At 56.1% G+C, this 20,761-nt stretch carries 22 protein-coding genes; 18 read left to right on the forward strand and 4 right to left on the reverse strand.

From position 1 onward, the window contains the following. The first annotated feature begins 7 nt into the window (after positions 1-7). From ACR0I8_RS21445 to ACR0I8_RS21485, 9 genes are all read left to right on the forward strand, one after another. Positions 8-1,018: a DctP family TRAP transporter solute-binding subunit gene (locus ACR0I8_RS21445; protein ID WP_170693185.1), complete on the forward strand. Its 1,011-nt coding sequence runs from the start codon at positions 8-10 to the stop codon at positions 1,016-1,018. 21 nt (positions 1,019-1,039) lie between these two features. After that, positions 1,040-2,008, forward strand: coding sequence for a C-terminal binding protein (locus ACR0I8_RS21450; RefSeq protein WP_170693183.1), 969 nt, complete (start codon positions 1,040-1,042; stop codon positions 2,006-2,008). Beyond that, the gene (locus ACR0I8_RS21455; protein WP_170693181.1) at positions 2,002-2,658 is read left to right on the forward strand and encodes a bifunctional 4-hydroxy-2-oxoglutarate aldolase/2-dehydro-3-deoxy-phosphogluconate aldolase; all 657 of its coding nucleotides are present in this window, start codon (positions 2,002-2,004) and stop codon (positions 2,656-2,658) included. Before ACR0I8_RS21450 ends, ACR0I8_RS21455 begins: the two co-directional genes overlap by 7 nt. Further along, on the forward strand, positions 2,655-3,305 hold the full coding sequence (locus ACR0I8_RS21460; protein ID WP_170693179.1) for an RraA family protein: 651 nt from the start codon (positions 2,655-2,657) through the stop codon (positions 3,303-3,305). The genes ACR0I8_RS21455 and ACR0I8_RS21460 overlap by 4 nt, the downstream gene beginning before the upstream one ends. A 70-nt stretch (positions 3,306-3,375) precedes the next feature. Next, a complete protein-coding gene (locus tag ACR0I8_RS21465) occupies positions 3,376-4,566 on the forward strand; it encodes an L-dopachrome tautomerase-related protein (RefSeq protein ID WP_170693177.1) in 1,191 nt (396 codons plus the stop codon). Positions 4,567-4,628: 62 nt separating this feature from the next. Further along, positions 4,629-5,546 (forward strand): sugar kinase, encoded by a 918-nt coding sequence (locus ACR0I8_RS21470; RefSeq protein WP_170693175.1) that lies wholly within the window; start codon positions 4,629-4,631, stop codon positions 5,544-5,546. Between the two features lie 3 nt (positions 5,547-5,549). Further along, on the forward strand, positions 5,550-6,254 hold the full coding sequence (locus tag ACR0I8_RS21475; RefSeq protein WP_170380674.1) for an SDR family oxidoreductase: 705 nt from the start codon (positions 5,550-5,552) through the stop codon (positions 6,252-6,254). A 12-nt stretch (positions 6,255-6,266) separates the two neighbouring features. Then, positions 6,267-6,794, forward strand: coding sequence for a 2,4'-dihydroxyacetophenone dioxygenase family protein (locus ACR0I8_RS21480; RefSeq protein WP_170380675.1), 528 nt, complete (start codon positions 6,267-6,269; stop codon positions 6,792-6,794). Continuing rightward, complete coding sequence (locus tag ACR0I8_RS21485; protein ID WP_170693172.1) at positions 6,772-7,173, forward strand: methylglyoxal synthase; 402 nt, start codon at positions 6,772-6,774, stop codon at positions 7,171-7,173. The genes ACR0I8_RS21480 and ACR0I8_RS21485 overlap by 23 nt, the downstream gene beginning before the upstream one ends. Positions 7,174-7,363: 190 nt before the next feature. On the opposite strand, the gene ACR0I8_RS21490 is transcribed toward ACR0I8_RS21485, so the two are convergent. After that, positions 7,364-8,311, reverse strand: coding sequence for a LysR family transcriptional regulator (locus tag ACR0I8_RS21490; RefSeq protein WP_170693168.1), 948 nt, complete (start codon positions 8,309-8,311; stop codon positions 7,364-7,366). A gap of 236 nt (positions 8,312-8,547) precedes the next feature. Here ACR0I8_RS21490 and ACR0I8_RS21495 point away from each other — a divergent pair, with 236 nt between their 5' ends. After that, on the forward strand, positions 8,548-9,288 hold the full coding sequence (locus tag ACR0I8_RS21495; RefSeq protein ID WP_170693164.1) for an SDR family oxidoreductase: 741 nt from the start codon (positions 8,548-8,550) through the stop codon (positions 9,286-9,288). A gap of 488 nt (positions 9,289-9,776) precedes the next feature. Here ACR0I8_RS21495 and ACR0I8_RS21500 read toward each other — a convergent pair whose 3' ends face one another. Next, positions 9,777-9,995: a hypothetical protein gene (locus ACR0I8_RS21500; RefSeq protein WP_152456637.1), complete on the reverse strand. Its 219-nt coding sequence runs from the start codon at positions 9,993-9,995 to the stop codon at positions 9,777-9,779. Positions 9,996-10,206: 211 nt separating this feature from the next. Here ACR0I8_RS21500 and ACR0I8_RS21505 point away from each other — a divergent pair, with 211 nt between their 5' ends. From ACR0I8_RS21505 to ACR0I8_RS21515, 3 genes are read left to right on the forward strand one after another with little or no spacing between them, the layout of a single operon-like run. Then, positions 10,207-10,707 carry a Dps family protein gene (locus ACR0I8_RS21505; protein WP_170693158.1) on the forward strand — a complete coding sequence of 167 codons (501 nt, stop codon included), beginning with the start codon at positions 10,207-10,209 and terminating at the stop codon, positions 10,705-10,707. Positions 10,708-10,758: 51 nt separating this feature from the next. Continuing rightward, positions 10,759-11,043: a sll1863 family stress response protein gene (locus tag ACR0I8_RS21510; RefSeq protein ID WP_170693156.1), complete on the forward strand. Its 285-nt coding sequence runs from the start codon at positions 10,759-10,761 to the stop codon at positions 11,041-11,043. Between the two features lie 44 nt (positions 11,044-11,087). Next, positions 11,088-12,350 carry a DUF2254 domain-containing protein gene (locus tag ACR0I8_RS21515; protein ID WP_170693154.1) on the forward strand — a complete coding sequence of 421 codons (1,263 nt, stop codon included), beginning with the start codon at positions 11,088-11,090 and terminating at the stop codon, positions 12,348-12,350. A gap of 383 nt (positions 12,351-12,733) precedes the next feature. On the opposite strand, the gene ACR0I8_RS21520 is transcribed toward ACR0I8_RS21515, so the two are convergent. Together ACR0I8_RS21520 and ACR0I8_RS21525 are read right to left on the reverse strand one after the other, a co-directional pair. Then, complete coding sequence (locus ACR0I8_RS21520) at positions 12,734-13,612, reverse strand: FkbM family methyltransferase (RefSeq protein ID WP_170380683.1); 879 nt, start codon at positions 13,610-13,612, stop codon at positions 12,734-12,736. Positions 13,613-14,389: 777 nt separating this feature from the next. Next, positions 14,390-14,992 carry an XRE family transcriptional regulator gene (locus ACR0I8_RS21525; RefSeq protein WP_170637784.1) on the reverse strand — a complete coding sequence of 201 codons (603 nt, stop codon included), beginning with the start codon at positions 14,990-14,992 and terminating at the stop codon, positions 14,390-14,392. Positions 14,993-15,124: 132 nt separating this feature from the next. Here ACR0I8_RS21525 and glyA point away from each other — a divergent pair, with 132 nt between their 5' ends. The 5 genes from glyA to ACR0I8_RS21550 all read left to right on the forward strand — a co-directional run bounded on the left by glyA (position 15,125) and on the right by ACR0I8_RS21550 (position 20,647). After that, complete coding sequence (glyA, locus tag ACR0I8_RS21530; RefSeq protein ID WP_170693152.1) at positions 15,125-16,393, forward strand: serine hydroxymethyltransferase; 1,269 nt, start codon at positions 15,125-15,127, stop codon at positions 16,391-16,393. 11 nt (positions 16,394-16,404) lie between these two features. Further along, positions 16,405-17,787, forward strand: a complete 1,383-nt coding sequence (gene lpdA / locus ACR0I8_RS21535) for a dihydrolipoyl dehydrogenase (protein ID WP_170693150.1) — start codon at positions 16,405-16,407, stop codon at positions 17,785-17,787. 14 nt (positions 17,788-17,801) lie between these two features. Continuing rightward, positions 17,802-18,746, forward strand: coding sequence for a lipoyl synthase (lipA, locus tag ACR0I8_RS21540; protein ID WP_170693148.1), 945 nt, complete (start codon positions 17,802-17,804; stop codon positions 18,744-18,746). A 24-nt stretch (positions 18,747-18,770) separates the two neighbouring features. Next, positions 18,771-20,144, forward strand: coding sequence for an alanine/glycine:cation symporter family protein (locus ACR0I8_RS21545; RefSeq protein WP_170661310.1), 1,374 nt, complete (start codon positions 18,771-18,773; stop codon positions 20,142-20,144). Between the two features lie 80 nt (positions 20,145-20,224). Then, positions 20,225-20,647, forward strand: a complete 423-nt coding sequence (locus ACR0I8_RS21550; RefSeq protein WP_170693146.1) for a universal stress protein — start codon at positions 20,225-20,227, stop codon at positions 20,645-20,647. Positions 20,648-20,761: the final 114 nt, after the last annotated feature.

Genomic DNA, 20,761 nt, shown 5'->3' on the forward strand with positions numbered 1-20,761 from the left:
GAACCTCATGAAAACCATGTCGAAACTGATGATGGCAACAGCTGTTGTTGCAATGACCGCCGCCAGTGCGGCCTCGACTAAAGAGCTGAAATACGCACATTTTCAAGCCGCTGACCTGAGCTCGCCGAAACACGCTGCCGCACTAGCGTTTGAGGCCTGCGTCGAGGGCAAAACCTCGGGTTCGATTGATGTTCAGATCTTCCCTGCAACGCAGCTGGGAGGCGGGTCCGAGATCATGGAAGGGCTGCAGCTGGGCACCGTTCAGATGGCGGCGATCCATGACGGCCCGATCTCGGCTGTCTATAAACCCTTCTCGGTTTTGGCGATGCCCTATCTGTTCGACGATCAGGCGATGGCCTGGGCGGTGATGGACGGTGAATTCGGTGACGCGCTGGCTGAAGACATGCGGGCGAAAACCGGCATCCGCAGCTTTGGCGTGGCCGACAACGGGGTGCGCAATTTCACCAACAACGTGAAGCCCGTGGCCGAACCTGCCGATATGGAAGGCCTGAAAATGCGCGTAATGACCGCGCCGGTCTGGGTGACTCTGGTCGAAAGCCTCGGCGCATCGGCGACTCCCGTTCCGTGGCCGGAACTGCCCGGTGCACTGCAGCAGGGCGTTGTGGACGGTCAGGAAAACGGCGTGACGAATATCGTCAACGCGTCGCTCTACCAGCACCAGAAATACGTCTCGCTGGATGGCCATGTGTTCAGCTGGCACGCCTATCTGATGTCGGACATGTTCTTCGAAAGCCTGACGGATGACGAGAAGAAAGCCGTCGAGCAATGCGTTGAGATCTCAAAAACGATCCACCGTGGCATGACCGCCGCGCAGGACGCGAATGCGACGGCGATCCTGTCGGAAAAAGGCATGGAAGTGGTCCCCGTCAGCCCCGAGCAAAAGGCCCTGTTCCGCGAAGCCGCGCAGCCTGCCGTGCGCGAATACATCGTCGGTGAGATCGGCGAGGAGTGGCCCGATCGCCTCGACGCCGCTGTCGAAACCTACAAGGCCCAATAACTCATGCCAAGGGACCGCCACATGACCCGCCAAACCATCGCTATTCTTGAACCCGGCTATGCCGCCTATGACACCGAGGCTTCGGTGTTGGCCGAGCAGGATGTTCAGATCGCGCCGGTTGCGCCGGAAACCGAGGCGGTCCCGGCCCTGCAGGCATTGGATCCGGTCGCCATCCTTGTGCGGGAACGCATTGTGGATGCGGCCGTGATCGATGCCTGTCCGAACCTGAAAGCCGTCGTCCGCTATGGGGTGGGCGTCGATAATATCGACCTGGATTACGCGCAATCGCGCGGCATCTATGTTGCGAATGTGCCAGACTATGGTGCGGAAACCGAAGTCAGCGAACATGCGCTGGCGTTGTATTTGGCCGTGCAGCGACGCATTCCGTCCCGGGATGCCGAAGTGCGGCAGGGTCAATGGGGAGTAGGGCAGGCGGCGTTGATCCCCAGCCGCGAAAACGCCGCACTTGGGCTGATTGGCTGCGGCAAGATCGGCCTACAAACTGCACGGAAATTCCGGGCGCTGGGATTCTCTTCGGTCCTGGTGTTCGACCCCTACCTTAGCGACGACGCAGCCCAAGCGGCGGACGTGCAAAAGGTGGATTTGATCGACCTCTGCAAAGCGTCCGACGTCATCAGTCTGCATGCTCCTCTCACGCCCGAAACGCGGCATATTCTGAATGCCGAGCGTATCGCACAGATGAAGCCGACCTCGATCGTGATCAATGTCTCTCGCGGCGGTTTGGTGGACGAAGTCGCATTGGCTCAGGCCCTGCACCAAGGTCGCATTTTCGGGGCAGGGATCGACGTGTTCGAACAGGAACCGGTGGACCTGACCAACCCCCTTTTGCATAGCCCCAACACCATCGTGTCGGACCATGCTGCCTGGTACTCTGAGCGCTCGGTTGCGGTGCTGCAGCGATGTGCTGCGCGTGAAGTCGCGAGAGTCCTTGAGGACGAGCAACCCGATCACTGGGTGAACAAATGGTAGATTTCTTCAGCACTTTGCGATCGGCGCAAATTGTCCCGGTGATCTGCCATAGCGACCCCGAAATCGCTTTGACGGCCTGTGACCTGTTGGCCGAGGCCGGAATCCGAGCATTGGAGATCACCACTACGGTTCCGGATGCCGCAGCTCTGATCGCTGAGCTGTGCCAGCGCTATCCTGATGTTTGCACCGGCGCGGGAACGGTTCTTAGCGCTGATCAGGCTGAAAAGATGCTTGCAGCCGGCGCCGAATTTGTTGTCTCTCCGTGCTGGAGCGATGCTGCTGCGCGCGAAGCCGGTGCTGCGAAAGTGCCCTATCTGCCCGGTGCAATGACCCCGGGCGAGGTTCACCATCATGCGGAAAACGGTGCTGCGGTGATCAAGATTCTTCCGGCCGATGCTGCCGGAGGGCCCGGCTTCCTGAAGGCCGTCAAATCATTTCCCATTCTCGCCCTTATGCCGACTGGCGGCGTGTCTCCTGACACTGCGCAATCCTATCTGAACGCCGGTGCGCTTTGCGTTGGCATGGGTGGAAATCTGCTGCCCGCCCAGGCGCTCGAGGCCGGTCACATCGACTTGGCTCGCGCACAAATCAACACGGCTCTCACGGTCGCATCTTTTCAATCTTCCCAACGTAAGAGGATACTCTCATGAACACCCAAGAACTCGTTGCCGGGTTTCGCGACGTGGCCACCGCATCCGTCGCGGATGCCGTGGACAAGGTGTCCGGCAAGACCGGGTTTCTGCCCGCCTCGATCAAGCCGCGCATCAATGAAAGGAAGATCGTCGGTCCTGCCGTGACAATCTTGGAAGGACCTACCGATGAATTCCTGCCACCGCAGCACGCGCTTGACGCCATCGATGAATCCGAGGCCGGTTCGGTCATCGTGATCTCGACCAATGGCACTACCGATGTGGCGCTGTGGGGTGGTCTGATGACCGCCGGAGCCGTTGCCAACAAACACGAAGGTGCCGTTCTGGACGGTGGTGTGCGTGATCTGGTCGAGATCAAGCGCGACTATGACTTCCCGGTCTATTCCCGCTGCGTTAACCCGGGTACCACTCTGGGCCGCGTTCGTACTCTGGCTTCGAATGTAGAAGTCGACATGGGCGGTGTGATTGTACACCCCGGCGACATCATCGTTGCAGATATCGACGGTGCGGTTGTGGTCCCCCGTGAACATGCAGAACCCATCTTGGACATGGCACGCGAGATTGATGAGCGCGAAGCCGAACAGGCGCGTCTGATCATTGAAAGCGGCTCGCTGCGCGAAGGTCTGGCGAAATACGGCCGTATCTAAAACAACAATCCGTCCCGCAGGTTGCTCGCAACAACCTGCGGGACACCAGATCTCAGCAAGGGAGGAATACATGCTGAAACGAATGCTCAACACGGTGGCCCTTACCGCCGTTCTGGCTACCCCGGCCCTCGCGAACGGGCCCGAGGTGGTCGCGGAATGGAACACTCTGCCCTATGCCGTCAAGGACGCGGCGACAAAATCCGCTTGGGAAGGGAGCGAGATTTACGGCAAAGCGTTGGTTCAAGGCGCCAAGGTCGACAGCCAGGGCAACATCTATGTGTCCACCGCGCGTTGGGGTGGGGCAGAGATCCCCTCAACCGTCTCCAAGCTGGTCAAGAACGGCGACACTTGGGAACTCGAGGCGTTTCCGTCTGAAGACATGAACAGCATGTCGAACCCCGATGGCCTGAAAGCCGTGCTGGGTTTTGAAATCGACCGCAATGACGTGATGTGGATTCTCGATCAGGGCCATGTTGCAGGCCCTCCGTTCGAAGACGGCGACGCCAAGCTGGTGCTTTGGGATCTGAAAGAGAACAGGGAAATTCAGCGCTATGTCTTCACGGCGGAAGAAGCGGACCGTGAGTGTTCTTTCCTGAACGATCTGGCCGTCGATAACGACACCGGCTTTGCCTATATCGCCGACAGCGGCATCTTCTGTGACCCGCTGCATGGCGGTTTGATTGTCTATGACGGCAACACCAACTCGGTGCGCCGCATTCTGGACCAGCACCGGTTCACCAATGATGAGCCGAATTTCTTCTTCAACATCGACGACCGTCCTGTACTGAAGAATGGCGGCATGCGCACTGGTGCCGATGGTATCGCGTTGTCAGGCGACAAGAAGACGCTCTACTGGACCAACCTGACGGGCAATCACCTGTATAGCCTGCCGACCGAAATCCTGCGGGACTTCGAGACCAACGAGACGGTGATTGAAAACGCGGTTGACGTCGCAGCAGTGCTGCCTTCCAACACCGACGGTATGACGGCCGACAATGCGGGCAACATCTACATGACCGCGCTGTCGCTGGACGGGATCATGAAGTTCGATGAATCCACCCGTCAGGTCAGCCGTTTTGTCCACCACCCGGAAATGAACTGGCCGGATACGCTGGCCTGGGGTCCGGACGGCGAGATGTATGTGGTCTCGAACCACCTGCATATCTGGGTCGATGGTGACATGAACTTTGAAGACCCCGAAATCCCGAACTTCCGTATCTGGAAGATTCCGGGTGTCGGCCAAAGCTATACGGCCGAATAACCCTCCCAAACTCCTTGGTCAGCCCACCGGGGCTGACCCTTTTTGGCAAAGATGAGATGACCATGACCCCCGATATTTTGTGCCTTGGCGAACCGATGCTGGAGTTCAACCAGCAGCCTGACGGGAACTACCTGCCAGGACATGGCGGTGACACCTCAAACTGCGCAATTGCCGCCGCGCGGCAGGGTGCGTCCGTTGGCTACGTGACGCATGTCGGCGCTGATACGTTCGGTAATTCTTTCATGGACCTGTGGAAGGCCGAGGGGATCGACACCTCGACCGTGCGTCAGGTCGCGGATGCTCATACCGGGGTCTATTTTGTGACGCATGGCGCGAACGGGCATGAGTTCAGTTACTTCCGCGAAGGCTCGGCCAGTAGCCGGATGGAGCCAGATGATCTGCCAATGGCGGCGTTGAAATCGGCGAAGATATTGCACGTTTCGGGGATCAGTCAGGCGATTTCGGATGTTGCCGCCGATACCGTGTTTCGGGCCATTCAGATTGTAAAGGACGGCGGAGGCCTCGTGTCCTACGACACCAATCTGCGTCTGAAGCTATGGCCGATCGAACGCGCCCGCGCTGTGACGCACGCTGTAATGTCACAATGCGATATTACCCTTCCTGGTCTGGATGATGCCGAGCAACTGACGGGCTTGTCCGACCCGGATGCCATCGCAGATTTTTACCTGAACCTCGGCGCAAGAATTGTCGCCCTGACGCTTGGTGCCGAAGGGACTTTGGTTGCGACACTAGACAAGCGCGAGCGTGTCAAAGGGCGTCGGGTCGAAGCGGTGGATGCTACGGCCGCAGGCGACACATTTGACGGTGCCTTCCTGTCTCGTATTGTTGCGGGCGACGACCCATTTCAGGCCGCACGCTATGCCAACGCCGCTGCTGCGCTTTCGACCCAAGGGTACGGTGCGGTTGCCCCGATGCCTCGCAGCGACGCGGTCGAGGCGTTTCTTGCGGAAGGAGACTGATTCATGAAATACGCCGTTGTAATTGGCGGCACCCGCGGAATAGGCGCTGGTATCGCAGGGGAACTTCGCCGAAAGGGATGGCGCATCACTGCGACAGGTGTCGGAGCTGAAGAGGTTGCGGAATATGCCGCGCAGCACCCTGACGACGTCTGTGCGCAGTTGGATGTGCGGGATACTCAGGCCGTAACCGCGTTCTTCGGTGGGATTAAGAAGCTTGACGGGCTGGTCAATTGCGCAGGTATTCTGGCACGTGGCGCGGAGTATGAGATCGACGTTTTTGAGACAGTGATCGATATCAACCTGACCGGTACCATGCGCTGTTGTCTGGCCGCGCAACCCTTGTTGGCAGAGTCAGGTGGCGCCATCGTGAACACCGCGTCGATGCTCAGTTACTTTGGTGGGCCACTTGTTCCTGCTTATTCTGCCAGCAAAGGCGGCGTGGCGCAGTTGACTAAGGCTTTGGCCGGGAAATGGGCTGAAGATGGTGTGCGCGTCAACGCAGTTGCACCCGGATGGATCGAAACCGAAATGACAGAAGCTCTGCGCGCCGATCCGGCTCGCAACCAGCCCATTCTGGGTCGGACGCCGCTGGACCGTTGGGGCAAACCATCCGAGGTTGGCGCACTGGCTGCTTGGCTGTTGTCGGATGAGGCTGCTTTTGTGACCGGCGCTGTCTATCCTGTGGATGGCGGCTATTCTGCAATGTGAGGAGGGCAACCGATGCCAGTACAAGGAAACGACGACGATCCCAGGATGCCTTATCAACTGCCCTTCCCCAAGGATGCGCAGGATGAGATCGTCATCCCTGAAGCCGTCGCCAAAGACGAGAGGGTCTGGGTGCCGCAAACCGAAAACGTCTCGTTCCGACCGCTATGCTTGAACCGGTCCCAAGGGTACTGGATGAACCTGTTGCGGGTGCGGAAATCCGGGGTTCTGTCGAGGCATCGGCATCCGCAGCCCGTTCATGGTTTTGTTCTGAAAGGTCGATGGCACTATCTGGAACATGACTGGGTCGCGGAGGAAGGCGGCTATGTATTCGAACCGCCGGGCGAAACCCACACTCTGATCGTACCCGATGATGTCGACGAAATGATCACCTATTTCCAGGTCAACGGCGTGATGCTGTATGTTGACCCATGGGGCAAAACCATGGGTTACGAGGACGTCTTCACTAAAATCGACATGTGCCGTAAGCACTATGAGGAAGTTGGTTTAGGAGCGGACTATGTCGAGCAATTCATCAGGTAGACCGCTGAAACTGGCCCTGGTTGCCCATGACGCCAAGAAAGACCTCATGGTCGAATGGGCCCAGTCCCATGCTGACGTCCTAAGTCAGGCGGAGTTGTTCGCCACCGGAACCACCGGTGGCCGCCTCAGGGCCGCGTTGCCTGAGCTTAATGTCACCGCGCTGCACAGCGGGCCACTAGGCGGCGACCAGCAGCTTGGGGCGATGATCTGCGAGGGCCGGCTGGACGGTCTGTTCTTTTTTATCGACCCAATGTCGCCGATGCCGCACGACGTGGATGTCAAAGCTCTGAGTCGTCTAGCGATCGTTTATGATCTACCCTTCGCAAGCAGCCCAAGCACAGCGGATTTCGTTCTGAAAGGGCTGACCGGACCTAGATAGCTTTAAAGCTTTGGATGATGCTAGGTTCAGTCCGACCCGTAAGGTCAGGATGAATTAATTTTCGTTGCGCTGCACGATTCACGGCTTGGAATTCGGAGAGGTGGCATTAGCGGTTTTTCTGACTGAGCGACAAACAGATGGCGTAGCGCCCCTCTTTTTCTCCAGCGCTAGCGTGGCAGACTACAGTCATCTATTGGTTATGAATCCTGACCCCAGGAAACGTGTTTCCCAGATCGATTTCCGTCGAACGGCTCATTTCAGTGAATGAGTCTACAACGAAGCGCCCCAAGGGTTCATGTGCTGTTTTCTGGGTCCAAACCATTTCGCTTTCCCATTTCGGCAAATCCAATGGCGTTGGAAAGACGTCACACCCAGCGCGCCGCGCAACCGGAGTCAACGACGTTGGCACAGTTGCAATCAAGTCGGATTGAGCGACGATATCGGGTAGTAGAGCAAATTGGGTGCAGGTCAAAACCACTTGCCGAGCTTTTCCAAGCTTCTTTAGTGCCTTATCTACAAAACCGATTTTGTCATTGTTCAGTGTCATCAATGCATGACGAGCCTCTAGGAACGACTCAAGTGTCAAACCATCTCGGGTCAAAGGGTGATCGCGACGGGCGATACATACAAAACTATCCGGCATAATCGTCCGTCGATGAAACCGCGCAGGAAGATGTCCAAATGTACCAATGGCCAACGTCACTGTTTCGGCATCCAATTGATCAATCAGATCCGTTTTGTTCATCGGTACGAAGATCAGGCTAAGATTTGGTGCGTGTTCTGCAAAGTAAGTGACCATCGCAGGCGCCAAACGAAGAATTGCCAAGTCCGAAGCTGCAACGGTGATTTGGCCTTGGGCGTGTTTGGGATCAAACTCGGTTTGCTCCAGCATTTCGGAAACGATTGTCAGCGCGCCTTGCACTTTTGGCGCCAATTCTTCCGCACGGCTGGTTGGCACCATTCCGCCCGGCCCCCTTTGAAAGAGTGGATCTTCGAACCTGGCGCGAAGCCGGTTCAGCGCGTTGCTCATGGAGGGCTGAGCAAGACCTATAGACGCCCCAGCGCGGCCGACATGACGTTCTCGGTACATCGCGTCGAAGGCTTTGAGGAGGTTGAGGTCGAGAGAATTGATATTCATAGGGTGAATTTATTGCATTCTATTTATCCATTTCAACAACTTCATACTGCGCATTAAATATCCGATCAGAAGCAACAAACGCTCAGATTGCGGCGGGTCGAAAGCTCCAAGGGGCACAATGGTTGCCGGAGTATCTAACACCGGAGTTGGGCCTGGAAGAGTGATCCTCAACCAGCCAAACCAACCCAGAGCGGCGATCCGGTGCGAATGCCACTGAAAGAAAGAGGAGTTGAACTGTGACAAACGTTTTTGAAACCGCGCTAAAAGGCAAACATGTCGTCATCGTTGGCGGCGGTAGCGGTATGGGCAAGGCAACAACTGAATTTGCAGCCAGTTTGGGCGCCAAGGTTACAATCTCAAGCCGCAACCAAGAGAAACTGACGGCCGTTGCGTCTGAAATTGAAGGCGACATTTCGGTCGCTTCTGTTGACACCACTGACGAAGCAGCTGTCAAAGCCTGGGCTGCCAGCCTTGGCATGGTCGATCATCTCGTCATCTCGGCATCCATGGCTGCGCACGGCGCGTTTGATGAACTGCCGACTGACGACCTGCGGGGCATGATTGAGGCCAAATTCATTGGCCCCTACGTAACCGCTCGCGAGGTTCTGCCGTATCTGTCCGACGGCGCATCGATCACGCTGTTTTCCGGCGTCCTGAGCCGCCGCCCATCGGCCGGCGCCACCGGTCTGGGTGCGGTGAACGCGGCTGTTGAGGCTTTGACCATGGGGCTCGCGCAAGAACTGGCGGGTACGGCCCGTGTCAACTGCATCAGCCCCGGGATGGTTGCGACCGAAGCCTATGCAGGCATGCCAGAAGAGACACGTGAAGGCATGTACGCACAGGTTGGTGGATCGCTCCCTGTTGGCCGCGTCGGCAGGGCCAGCGAAATCGCTCAAGCTGTCATCATGGCAATGACCAACGATTTCCTGACAGGTTCTGTGCTGGATATTGATGGCGGGCATCTGATCAAGGCCTGACAATATTTGCGGGGGTGCTAGCTGCCCCCTCTTCCTGTTCGGCTCTTGCGTAGCTCCACATGTCAAGTTCCCTTATTTCGATGCAATTGACTTGCGCGAGCCGGTGATCTCTAACAAAAACCCCGCCACCATGGACGATGTTGCCGATCAGCTTGAGGCTGATGACAATTCGTCCGGCGCACCCGGTGAACGCGGCACTTTTTGATACCTTCGAGGCTTGGATTGGATCTGAAACAGCGCCCAATGTTCTGTCAGCCGATCTACCCGAGCCGGCCTTTGACAAAACAGGTCGCACGCGCAATTCGGTATGGCGGGGCGTCATCATCCATCTGAAAAAAGATGCTGTTGTGAACGCGGCCAACGCTCAGATGTTGGAGCGCCTCATACCCTTTCACCGATGAATTGATGCTGACGTAGAGGATCGTGTGATCGCTCATGCCATGTTGGTCCACCACTGGCGTCACTGGATTGCCCTGCGGGTTTTCCTGTCACTCGTCCACAACACGAAACTCCCCGGAAGGCGCGTCAGTAGGTGGCTCTTCGAACTCGTTGGAAATCAGACCACGACGGATGAGTTCTCGAATGGCGGCCGCTCTGGATGGCAATCTGTTCTCGAACCGCCAATCATCGATGGCTTTAAGCTCCTCGAGGTCGAGCATCAGTTGCAGTTTTTCTGTGCGCTTTGGTGGTCGATTTTGATCAGACACTGGCATGACCTCAGTAGCTTACGTCAGTTACTCCAAGCATGTATGGCATTGGGCCTGCGTGTCTACAGCAATGTTGGCAAGTTGGGCTGGTTACCCAGGATCATGAAGCGCCGCATGATGTGTCGGATACATATTATAAGTATATGATTTTATTTGAAAAATAGCTTTTCGCTCTTAGGTTCAACTCCACAAGCAACGAAACGGAGTGAAAATGATACAGCAAGTTTTGAAGTCTGAAGTTCAGGAAGAAACCATCGACACAGGTATCGACAAGAACGCCTGGATCGCCAACGCGGTGACAGAAGTGCTGGCCGATACCATGGTTCTGATGGTGAAAACGCAAGGCACACACTGGAACGTCGTGGGCCCACTTTTCCTGCCGATCCATGAACTGACAGAGCGTCAGTATCGCGACCTGTTTGAAGCTGCGGATGATTTGGCCGAGCGTGCGCGCGCTCTGGGTCAGGTGGCCCCGATTTCGTTCACGGAAATGGTTAGCCAAGCCAAGTTGACCGAAGAAGAAACAGTCAAAGACGCAGAGGCTATGATCAAGCAACTGGTCACTGACCACGAAGCGATTGCCCGAAACCTGCGTGAGACTGCCGCAACCGCCGCTCGTTATGGCGATGGGGCTACAGAGGATCTGATGAACGCCAGAATGGCGAAGCATGAGGAAGCGGTCTGGATGCTCAAGGCAATTGTTGCGGCCTGATTGTCGGCTCTCATTGATCTGAACCAAAGTTTGAGAAGAAAGGAAAATTTGATGACACGTGTTGGGTACGAGAGAAAGGCGCAGCTGCAACTGGATAGCTGGAATGCTCAACTTGATGTTCTCGAAGCCAAGCTGAAGGTGTCCGAAGCGGACGCCAAACTCGAGCTCGAGGAGCAGCTCAGTAAGCTCTACAAGGCAAGGTCTGACGCAGAGGCTCAACTGAATGATTTGAAGTCGACTAGCGACGAAGCCTGGGAAGACGTCAAAGAGGGCTACGAGGCTGCATGGGGCGATATGCAGAGTGCTTTGAAAGAAGCGGCGGACCGGTTCGCATAAAGCTGAGTTTGTGAACAATGCTCGTGTCTTGAATGGGGACCGGAATGCAAACACCTAGAGAATTAGTGAGGTACTTTCGCGGGTTCCTAACCATCCCTGCTGCCATAAGCCTCTCAGGGCTTTTGGTGGCTGGGATTGTCTTCAGGACGGAGCAAGCGCTCATAGGTTGGGGTTGGTCCACTTCTGATTGGCTCAGTGTTTCCAATCACACTGCGAGCGATGTTCTCAGCGCAATCTCGGCAGCATCCATGTCCGCGTTGGTCATGGTCTATTCCATTGTTCTGCTGGTTTACACTTTGGCGGCAGGATCTATTGGACCCAGGCTCTTGCAGCGTTTTGGCGAAGACAGGGTAAATCAGATTGCAGTTGGCTCACTTGGAGCAACGTTCTTATACAGCTTGATGATCCTGTGGCTGATACGCGATGACACATTCGTTAATTTGGCCGTTGCGATTGGTATGATCTATTCGATCACCTCAGTTCTACTACTGCTTCTTTTCGTTCATACAGTATCGACGCGCGTAACCATTGATCAGGAGGCGGCGCGGATTTCTGAGGCCTTGGATCGCCAAGTAAGCGCCGCAATCGAAAACAGTGCAGATATTCCATCTTCAAAGGCAGTCCCTGAGGAGGGAGACAAGCGCCAAGTCTCGGCTTCGGGCACTGGATATGTGAACTCGATCAATATCGAAGGTCTGGTGACTGTGGTCAAGGAAGCAGGAGCCGTCGTCGTTTTTGATGTGCAGCCAGGAGACTTTATGGTTCCATCTGACACTTTGGCCCATGTTTATGGTGAAAGTGACGAAAGCCTCAATCATCTGGTGCAAGCGGCAGCTCCGTTGATCCCCGCGCGAGATCCTAATGGAGATATCCGCTTTTCTGTCCATCTTCTCGTTGAAATCGCACTTCGGGCTCTGTCGCCAGGTGTCAACGACACGTTCACCGCAATAGTCTGCATCGACCGTCTATCGGCGTCTCTGGCTCGAGCGTGGTCGTCAAAGCTCTGTACAGGTGTGTATCGGGATGATGACGGAAACGTGCGGGTTATTTACCCGTCCATCACGGCTGAGGCACTGTTTCACGATTCGATGCCAGCTCTGCGACGCGCAGCCAGGGGCAATGGGCTCGTAACGGCCGCCCTTATTCGAGCTCTGTTGCGCATCGCGGAGGCAGCTCCGTTTGAAGATGTTCGTGTGGTTGCAGATGAACTGGCCGCGGTCAGAGATGAGACCCGAAAAAGCGATATGTTAGAGCGCGATATTGATCAGTTTTGCGGCCAAGTCAAAACCGCAATTGAACGAATTTAGTGAACTGTCTTGAGCATTTGCAGTAGATGCCCGTAGGGCTTCCTGTCCGCAGTCGCGCTTGCGGTAATCGTTGTTCGCTTGTTATGAGTCGTGAGCCCAAGTGAATGTTTCACAGCCCTGCGCAGTGAGGCCACTAGGTGCTAGTTGTCCGTCCGAACAAGGCTTGGACCATGAAACGTAGACTTGGAGCGAGCTTTGTGTCGATCACACGTCAGAGGCGTAGTTTCAGGGCATCAGGCTGGTGATGTTTGACTGTTTGTGACGGCTTGCGATACTCGCTTCCCTTTCGATTGCGCGCGCACAGCGCGCTTTTCTTTGGTGTAGACTAAAGGGTACTGGCCGAAAGGTGCGGCCGGAACTTTCTTTCGCACCGCCATTTCTTACTAGTTAGATAACAGAGTGTCGTTCAGGAGCCTAAGGTAGTTTTCTACCGCTCTATTCTCTACCATTCCCCTCCTTTTGAGTTCGTCAACACAACGCAAAGTGTAGTCATAGAACCCGTATATCCCATCTGAAATCAATGCGAGCTTTCGAAGATCTTCATCACTCAGCGTTGCAGCGTCAGACAGATCGCGAAAATAAATCATGTCTCCGTCCAGCAAGTGGGTTCGAGGCAGATTTTGCACATGTTTTGTGAAGGAAGAGCGCACCTGCCGTGTGACGGTGTGGTAGTATGAATGAGGCACAAAGCCCGCTTGTCGAAGGGACACATCCACTTCACCAAAGCTTGGTTGATTCTCGTATAGGGGAAAAAAATTGACCTCGGTATGTACAGCTAAGGTGCTCTCTAGTTTCGAATGACCGTTTTCAAAAACCATCGTTTCGGCACCCTGGACATCAATTTTCAACAAGTCCATACGCTGAATATCGTCAAGATCATCCAGCCGCTTGGTGTCGAAAGTCGCGGTATCAACCAGTCTAGCAGCGCGCTTGAGACCCATAAGGTAAAAAAGGGTTTTGCGCCTGATTTTCAAAAGAGAGGTCAGCCCAGACCCATGGTAAATGTTTAGTTGATGTGATTCACCGTCGCCTATCGCATGGGGCAAAAACTGATCCCGTGTTCTGTCGTCGTGTTGTAGGCTCGCAAGCGTTTCTGCCTGCGGGTCAAAGCCGATTACGGCAAGATCGCCATTCATGTGCAGAAGCTTGTAAGGCGTTTCGTGTTTCATCGGGTTTGCGCCTACATCAACGACGTGAAGTTGGTCTTGAAACGCGATTGCATGGCGCAACGCTGAGATACGATCTGAAAAAAGAGTGTTCATTTCGTTTCTCTCTCTAATTGTCCATTGCGCCAATAAGGTGGAATTCGCTGCTCCGTGTGCGAATCGGGGCTGAAAAATTCTTTGACACCTCTATTGGTAACTATTCAAAAACCGAGGTCTAGCCGCGACTCATCGGGGCACGCGATCTGATGGCCATAGAGGTTTGACACTCTCCCGCATCAAAGTCTCCATGGAAGAAAAACGACTTACTTGAGACCCAGGAATGGGCGGTGTTCGTGCTCGTTAGAGGATTGAACGCAGTGGGGCTATGGCGGCGCGGTTCGATTTGGGAGCCTGCCGCTAGAAATCACACCACGAAAGGAACGCTAAACCATTGCAACGCCAAGACGGTGACACCATCAGACAAATTCAGAAAGCGGAATAAGATCTCTTTAAGGTGTGACTTCGTTGCGAATGGCAGGATCAAATGGACATCGACGATTTAGATAGTGCTACCAATCCACCCTACGGACACCCCCTGGTTTACCTTTCAATTCGATAACGTTTGTGGATCTGTGAGATGCCGCAATCGAAGTGGCTTTACCAGCCACGTCAAAGAGTCAACGAAGGGCGTGTGGCCAGCGATGAACCAAACGGATTGCACCCTAATGCCGTGTGAGTAGGTCCCCATATCTGGCTCAACCATCAATTTGCAGCGTGCCGTCAAGCCTTCGAAAAATTGCTTTGCAAATTCTTTGGCGCATTCCGTCGCGTAGGTGCGCGCGTTGTTTCTGATATAAGGAGGGAGATACGAGTCCAACCGACTGCGTGCTCAGATCACTCTAGCGAAACCCACAAGACTTTTGCGTCTTCCTTGCTCGTCGAGATGCAGCCGTGACCCATGCCGCTGTCGTAGTACAGGGAATCCCCGGCCTTCATGGTCAACGGGCGGTAGTGTTCCGAAATAAAGGTCAACTCACCGCTGATCACGTACATAAACTCTTCACCCGAATGTCTGATCCAGTTCTCGAATTCAGACACATCGCGGGCTTTGATCGTCGCGATGTAAGGCAGCATTCGCTTGCTGGTCAGTTCAGGGCAGAGCAACTCGTGCAGATATGTCGGGGTGTCCTTCATCTCGCCCTGCCCTTTTGGAGTGTAATCGCGGCGACCCGAAATACCGCTTTGGCCCGATTGCAGAAACAGCTGCGGAGTGCTCATTTCCAGCGCTTGGGTCAGCCTGCGAACAATATCGAAGCTGGGTCGAGTCTGGTTGTTTTCGATCTTGGAAAGTGTCGAGCGACCGATTCCCGCCGCCCGTCCGGCTTCCTCCAATGTCCACCCTTTTGCACGGCGCGCATCCCGGATTGAGCGCCCCAAAGCAGCGCCTTCGTCCTGTTCTTCCGGCCCGACGGCGTCGTTCAAGCTGTCATCGACCATAGAAATCTCCCTGATTTTCCGCAGGTTACCGATTTCCCCATCCTTACACAACTTCACAAGTACGAGATATATGTTGCCTTGAGTATCCAATTTCCACTATAGGAAACAAAATTTCGTACTTGGGATTCGAGTATGGAGGAGGGAACCTTGTTTACAAAATCGCTCAAAGATGCAGATCCGGTTATTGCTGCTTCGATTGTACGTGAAGGCAAGCGGCAAGCAGAACAGATCGAGCTTATCGCGTCCGAGAATATCGTCTCGCAGGCTGTGATCGACGCGCAGGGTTCTGTTCTCACGAACAAGTACGCGGAGGGCTATCCCGGTCGCCGCTACTACGGCGGTTGCGAATATGTGGATGAGGTTGAGGTCGAAGCCATCGAACGACTGAAGAGGTTGTTCGGCTGTGAGTTTGCCAATGTTCAGCCACACTCTGGCGCGCAGGCAAACGGAGCGGTGAAACTTGCGCTGCTCAGCCCCGGTGACACGATCCTTGGCATGTCGCTTGATGCCGGTGGTCACCTGACGCATGGTGCCAAGCCTGCGCAGTCGGGCAAATGGTTTCACCCGGTTCAGTACGGCCTGACGGACGAGGGGCTGATCGACTATGACCAAGTCGAAGCGCTGGCCAAGGCTCAAAACCCAAAGCTGATTATCGCTGGTGCGTCGGCCTATTCGCAAAAGATCGATTTCGCGCGGTTCCGCGCGATCGCGGATGAGGTCGGTGCCTGGCTGCTGGCCGATATGGCGCATATCGCGGGTCTGGTAGCGACCGGGCTGCACCCCTCGCCAATTGGTCACGCGCATGTGGTCACCTCGACGACCCACAAGACTCTGCGCGGTCCGCGCGGTGGGATCATTCTGACGAATGACGAGGCGTTGGCGAAAAAGATCAACTCTGCTGTGTTCCCCGGGCTTCAGGGCGGCCCCTTGATGCACGTGATCGCAGGTAAGGCCGTCGCTTTTGGCGAAGCGTTGAAGCCAGAGTTCAAGGAATACATGCAGCACGTCGTCGACAGCGCCACCGCTTTGGCCAACGTCATGATGGCGCGTGGTTGTGATATCGTTTCGGGCGGCACAGAAAACCACCTTATGCTGGTTGATCTGCGGCCGCTTGGCGTTACCGGCAAAGATGCAGAAGCTGCGCTCGAACGCGCCGGTTTCACTTGCAACAAGAACAGCGTCCCGGGTGATCCGGAAAAGCCGACGATCACGAGCGGTATCCGGCTGGGAACGGCCGCTGGATGTAGTCGCGGGTTTGGGCCTGAAGAGTTCACTCAGATCGGCCATTTGATCGGCGATGTTCTCGATGCGCTACGTGAGTCTCCTGAAGGCGATGCAACCATCGAAGCCGAGACCCGCGCAAAAGTCCGCGCCCTCTGCGCCCACTATCCAATCTACTGAAAGAACACCCAATGAGCATTTACGATCTCATCGTCATCGGGGGCGGCCCCGGCGGTTATGTTGCCGCTATCCGCGCGGCTCAACTGGGTATGAAAGTGGCTTGCGTGGAAGGGCGTGGGGCGCTGGGCGGAACCTGTTTGAATGTTGGGTGCATCCCCTCCAAAGCGTTGCTGACCTCCTCGGCCAAATATACCGAGCTTGCACATCTCTCCTCCCATGGCATTGCGGTCGAGGGGGCCAGCATCGACGTGCCGTCAATGATGGGGCGCAAGGACAAGATCGTTGGCGATCTGACCAAGGGCATCGGTTTTCTATTCAAGAAGAACGGCGTTGAGCTGATCGAAGGCTGGGCCCGCATTCCGGCGGACGGGCAAGTGCAGGTTGGCGACGATATCTATGATGCCAAGAATATCTTGATCGCCACTGGGTCTGAGCCGACACCTCTGAACGGTATCGAGATCGATGAGAAGGATGTTCTCAGCTCAACTGGTGCCTTGGCGCTGGACACGGTGCCGGATCATCTGGTTGTCGTCGGCGCAGGAGTGATCGGGCTTGAGTTGGGTCAGGTTTGGGCGCGTCTTGGGGCCAAGGTCACAGTGGTTGAGTATCTGGACCGCGTTCTGCCTGGTATTGACGGCGAGATTGCGAAACTGGCGCAGCGCGCGCTCAGCAAACGCGGCCTAAAGTTCCAGTTGGGACGCGCGCTGAAGGCCATTGAAAAGTCTGAAACCGGATTGACGCTTACTCTGGACCGGGTCGGCAAAGACAAGGAAGAGGTGATCCAAGCCGACAAGGTTCTGATCGCCGTCGGACGCCGACCCGTCACGCGCGGGTTGGGGCTGGAAGAATTGGGGATAGCTCTTGACCCGCGCGGCTTTGTTCAAGTTGACAACAGCTTCCGCACATCGGTTCCCGGCATCTATGCGATCGGGGACTGCGTCCCCGGACCGATGCTGGCCCATAAGGCCGAAGAAGACGGCGTTGCCTGCGTTGAGATGTTGGCGGGGCTGGGCGGCCATGTCGACTACAACACCGTACCGGGCGTCGTTTACACCGAACCTGAGGTCGCCTCGGTCGGTGTGACTGAAGGGGCGCTGAAAAAAGCCGGTGCCGAATACGCGGTCGGCAAATTCGCGTTCATGGCCAACTCGCGCGCTCGGTCGACAGGAGAAACCGACGGCGCGGTCAAGGTTTTGGTTGAACCGAACGGCAAAATCCTCGGCGCGCATATTTGCGGTGCGCACGGCGGTGATCTGATCGCGGAACTCGTTCTGGCGATGACCAAAGGTGCTACCGTCGCCGAAGTCGCCTCCACCTGTCATGCACATCCGGCTATGGGCGAGGCGGTCAAAGAAGCCTGCCTCGACGCCATGGGTCGCGCGATCCACGCGTAAGAAGGAGCCGCCAGATGACCATCCAGCTTCGCCCCCGCCACCCCGAAAAGGCCAAGAAGGCAGACAGTGTCATTCCCCGCAAGCCCAAGTGGATTCGCAAGAAAAAGGGTGACAGCGCCGAGTACTATGAAACCCGCCGCTTGATGCGCGAGCATAACCTGGCGACGGTTTGCGAAGAGGCCGCCTGTCCCAATATCGGCGAGTGCTGGTCCAAGCGCCACGCCACCATGATGATCATGGGCGAGGTTTGCACGCGTGGCTGTTCCTTCTGCAACGTGGCCACCGGTCGACCGGATGCATTGGATGTGTTCGAACCGGGCCGTGTCGCGGCGGCCGTCAAGAAGCTGGGGCTTCGTCATGTGGTGATCACATCGGTTGACCGCGATGACTTGGATGACGGCGGCGCCGAACATATCGCGCAGACCATCCGAGCGGTGCGGCACCAAAACCCTGAAACCACCGTCGAAGTTCTAACTCCGGACTTCTTGGGAAAAGGGACAGCCGCAGATCTGGTATTTGAAGCAGCACCTGACGTTTTCAACCACAATCTGGAAACTGTGCCGCATCTTTATCCAACGGTTCGTCCCGGTGCGCGATACTATTCGTCTTTGCGCCTGTTGGACGATGCCAAGCGCGCAAACCCTGAGATCTTCACCAAATCCGGCCTGATGGTCGGTCTTGGCGAAAGCCTCAGTGACGTGCGCCAAGTGATGGATGACCTGCGCGCTGCAAATGTCGATTTCCTGACAGTCGGGCAATACCTGCAACCGACCCCGAAACATCACCCGATCGACCGGTTCTGGTCACCGGAAGAGTTCGCCCAGCTGGAGCAGATCGCGCGCTCCAAGGGCTTTTTACACGTGTCGGCCACTCCGCTGACCCGTTCGTCGTTCCACGCGGACGAAGACTTTGCCGCCCTCAAGCAAGCTCGCCAACGAGCAATTGCTGCCGGGGCATAACCAGACGCACTAGGGAGGAATACCATGGAAGCGTTAAATTCAATCGTAGGAGCCATCAATGGCGTCGTGTGGGGGCCGCTGATGCTGGTTCTCATTCTTGGCGTTGGCTTCTTCCTGCAGGTCGGGCTGAAATTCATGCCGATCCTGCGCATTGGCACGGGCTTCAGCTTGTTGTTCAAAGGCCGGGAAGGTCAGGGCGAAGGGCAGATCAGCCCGTTCAACGCGCTGATGACCTCGCTGTCAGCAACCATCGGTACAGGTAACATCGCTGGTGTGGCCACTGCTGTCTTCCTGGGCGGTCCAGGCGCCTTGTTCTGGATGTGGATGACCGCCCTGGTGGGCATGGCCACCAAATATGCCGAAGCTGTCTGCGCGGTGAAATATCGCGAAAAAGACGAGCTGGGGAACTATGTCGGCGGCCCGATGTACTACATCAAGAATGGACTCGGCGCAAAATGGGCGTGGCTGGGTGTAGCATTCGCCCTGTTTGGCGCGATCGCCGCCTTCGGCATCGGCAACGGCGTGCAGGCCAACGGTGTGGCACAAGTTCTTGAAGCGAACTTCGGCCTGAATACCTCGGTCACCGGCGTTGTTCTGATGGTGCTGACCGCAGCTGTTATCCTAGGCGGTATCACTCGCATCGGTGCGGTTGCCGGCAAACTGGTTCCGTTCATGGCTGTTGCTTATATCATCGCGGGTCTGCTGGTTCTGCTGATCAACATCGGCAACATCGGACAGGCGCTGTCGCTCGTCTTCACCTACGCGTTCACTCCGTCCGCCGCAGAAGGTGGTTTCGCGGGTGCTGCCGTTTGGGCTGCCATCCGCTTTGGTGTGGCACGTGGTGTGTTCTCGAACGAAGCGGGTCTGGGTTCCGCCCCGATTGCGCACGCCGCTGCCGAGACCAAAGGTCCGGTAAACCAGGGCCTGATCGCGATGCTGGGTACGTTCATCGACACAATCATCGTCTGCTCGATCACCGGTCTGGCAATCATCGCCTCGGGTGCGTGGACATCGGGTGAATCCGGTGCGGCTCTGACCAGCCACGCGTTCGAACTGTCGCTGCCGGGTATCGGTGGGTATCTGATCGCCATCGCTCTGTCGATCTTCGCCTTCACCACTATCCTTGGCTGGTCCTTCTATGGTGAGAAATGCGTTGAGTTCCTGCTGGGTGTGAAATCCCTGATGCCCTACCGCGTCCTGTGGATCGTCATGATCTACTTCGGCGCAACTGCAGATCTGGGCTTTATCTGGCTGCTGGCAGACACGTTGAACGCCATGATGGCTATCCCGAACCTGATCGCCCTGGCCCTGTTGAGTCCGATCGTCTTCAAACTGACGAAAGAGTTCTTCGCCTCGGGCGGCCAGTCCGAAGAGCCGGAGGCAAAACCTGCCGAATAAGTTCGGCCCGACCAAAAAAGGGGGGGCCAATCTGGCCCCCCGCCTTTGAAACAGAATTCCATATCTCGAGGAGAGACGTGATGGCCACGAAAATCCTGCTGCCCATTGATCATACCGACGACCGTTCCTGGAAACTGGCTCTGCCGGTCGCTTTGGAACAGGTGAAATTCTACGGTGCCGAACTGCACGCAGTTGCCGTCATCCCCGAGATTATCCAACTTCCGAACCTGCCCGCGAACTATGGCGCCGGAGCAAAGGATCACGTCCGCAACGCGGTTCAGGCCATTCTGGACCACGGCGATGCCTCCGATGTGGCGATCCACATTGAAGAAGGCAGCGTTTACCGTGAAATCCTGAAACTCGCCTACAAAGAGGGATTTGATCTGATTGTCATGGCCTCCACCAAGGGCGATTTCCCGAACTATGAAATTGGCCCGAACCTGGCCCGGGTGGTGCGGAATGCGCACTGCACCGTGACGGTCGTTCGTGACCAATCCCGCTGATTGAAAGGTTAGAAAGATGACTTCACCGAATCGCACTCCACTTTACTCTCTTCACGTTGAGTTGGGTGGAAAGATGGTTGATTTTGCGGGCTGGGAGATGCCTGTTCAGTATCC

This window comes from Ruegeria sp. BG9 (assembly GCF_056538305.1).

Bases quoted from the DNA above. Each gene is read 5' to 3' on its own strand.
- ACR0I8_RS21460 (WP_170693179.1), top strand. From the start codon at position 2,655: ATGAACACCCAAGAACTCGTTGCCGGGTTTCGCGACGTGGCCACCGCA.
- lpdA (WP_170693150.1), top strand. From the start codon at position 16,405: ATGAGCATTTACGATCTCATCGTCATCGGGGGCGGCCCCGGCGGTTAT.
- ACR0I8_RS21525 (WP_170637784.1), bottom strand. From the start codon at position 14,992: ATGGTCGATGACAGCTTGAACGACGCCGTCGGGCCGGAAGAACAGGAC.
- lipA (WP_170693148.1), top strand. From the start codon at position 17,802: ATGACCATCCAGCTTCGCCCCCGCCACCCCGAAAAGGCCAAGAAGGCA.
- ACR0I8_RS21470 (WP_170693175.1), top strand. From the start codon at position 4,629: ATGACCCCCGATATTTTGTGCCTTGGCGAACCGATGCTGGAGTTCAAC.
- ACR0I8_RS21485 (WP_170693172.1), top strand. From the start codon at position 6,772: ATGTCGAGCAATTCATCAGGTAGACCGCTGAAACTGGCCCTGGTTGCC.
- ACR0I8_RS21465 (WP_170693177.1), top strand. From the start codon at position 3,376: ATGCTGAAACGAATGCTCAACACGGTGGCCCTTACCGCCGTTCTGGCT.
- ACR0I8_RS21475 (WP_170380674.1), top strand. From the start codon at position 5,550: ATGAAATACGCCGTTGTAATTGGCGGCACCCGCGGAATAGGCGCTGGT.
- ACR0I8_RS21455 (WP_170693181.1), top strand. From the start codon at position 2,002: ATGGTAGATTTCTTCAGCACTTTGCGATCGGCGCAAATTGTCCCGGTG.
- ACR0I8_RS21515 (WP_170693154.1), top strand. From the start codon at position 11,088: ATGCAAACACCTAGAGAATTAGTGAGGTACTTTCGCGGGTTCCTAACC.
- ACR0I8_RS21550 (WP_170693146.1), top strand. From the start codon at position 20,225: ATGGCCACGAAAATCCTGCTGCCCATTGATCATACCGACGACCGTTCC.
- ACR0I8_RS21545 (WP_170661310.1), top strand. From the start codon at position 18,771: ATGGAAGCGTTAAATTCAATCGTAGGAGCCATCAATGGCGTCGTGTGG.
- ACR0I8_RS21505 (WP_170693158.1), top strand. From the start codon at position 10,207: ATGATACAGCAAGTTTTGAAGTCTGAAGTTCAGGAAGAAACCATCGAC.
- ACR0I8_RS21490 (WP_170693168.1), bottom strand. From the start codon at position 8,311: ATGAATATCAATTCTCTCGACCTCAACCTCCTCAAAGCCTTCGACGCG.
- glyA (WP_170693152.1), top strand. From the start codon at position 15,125: ATGGAGGAGGGAACCTTGTTTACAAAATCGCTCAAAGATGCAGATCCG.
- ACR0I8_RS21520 (WP_170380683.1), bottom strand. From the start codon at position 13,612: ATGAACACTCTTTTTTCAGATCGTATCTCAGCGTTGCGCCATGCAATC.
- ACR0I8_RS21480 (WP_170380675.1), top strand. From the start codon at position 6,267: ATGCCAGTACAAGGAAACGACGACGATCCCAGGATGCCTTATCAACTG.
- ACR0I8_RS21510 (WP_170693156.1), top strand. From the start codon at position 10,759: ATGACACGTGTTGGGTACGAGAGAAAGGCGCAGCTGCAACTGGATAGC.
- ACR0I8_RS21445 (WP_170693185.1), top strand. From the start codon at position 8: ATGAAAACCATGTCGAAACTGATGATGGCAACAGCTGTTGTTGCAATG.
- ACR0I8_RS21450 (WP_170693183.1), top strand. From the start codon at position 1,040: ATGACCCGCCAAACCATCGCTATTCTTGAACCCGGCTATGCCGCCTAT.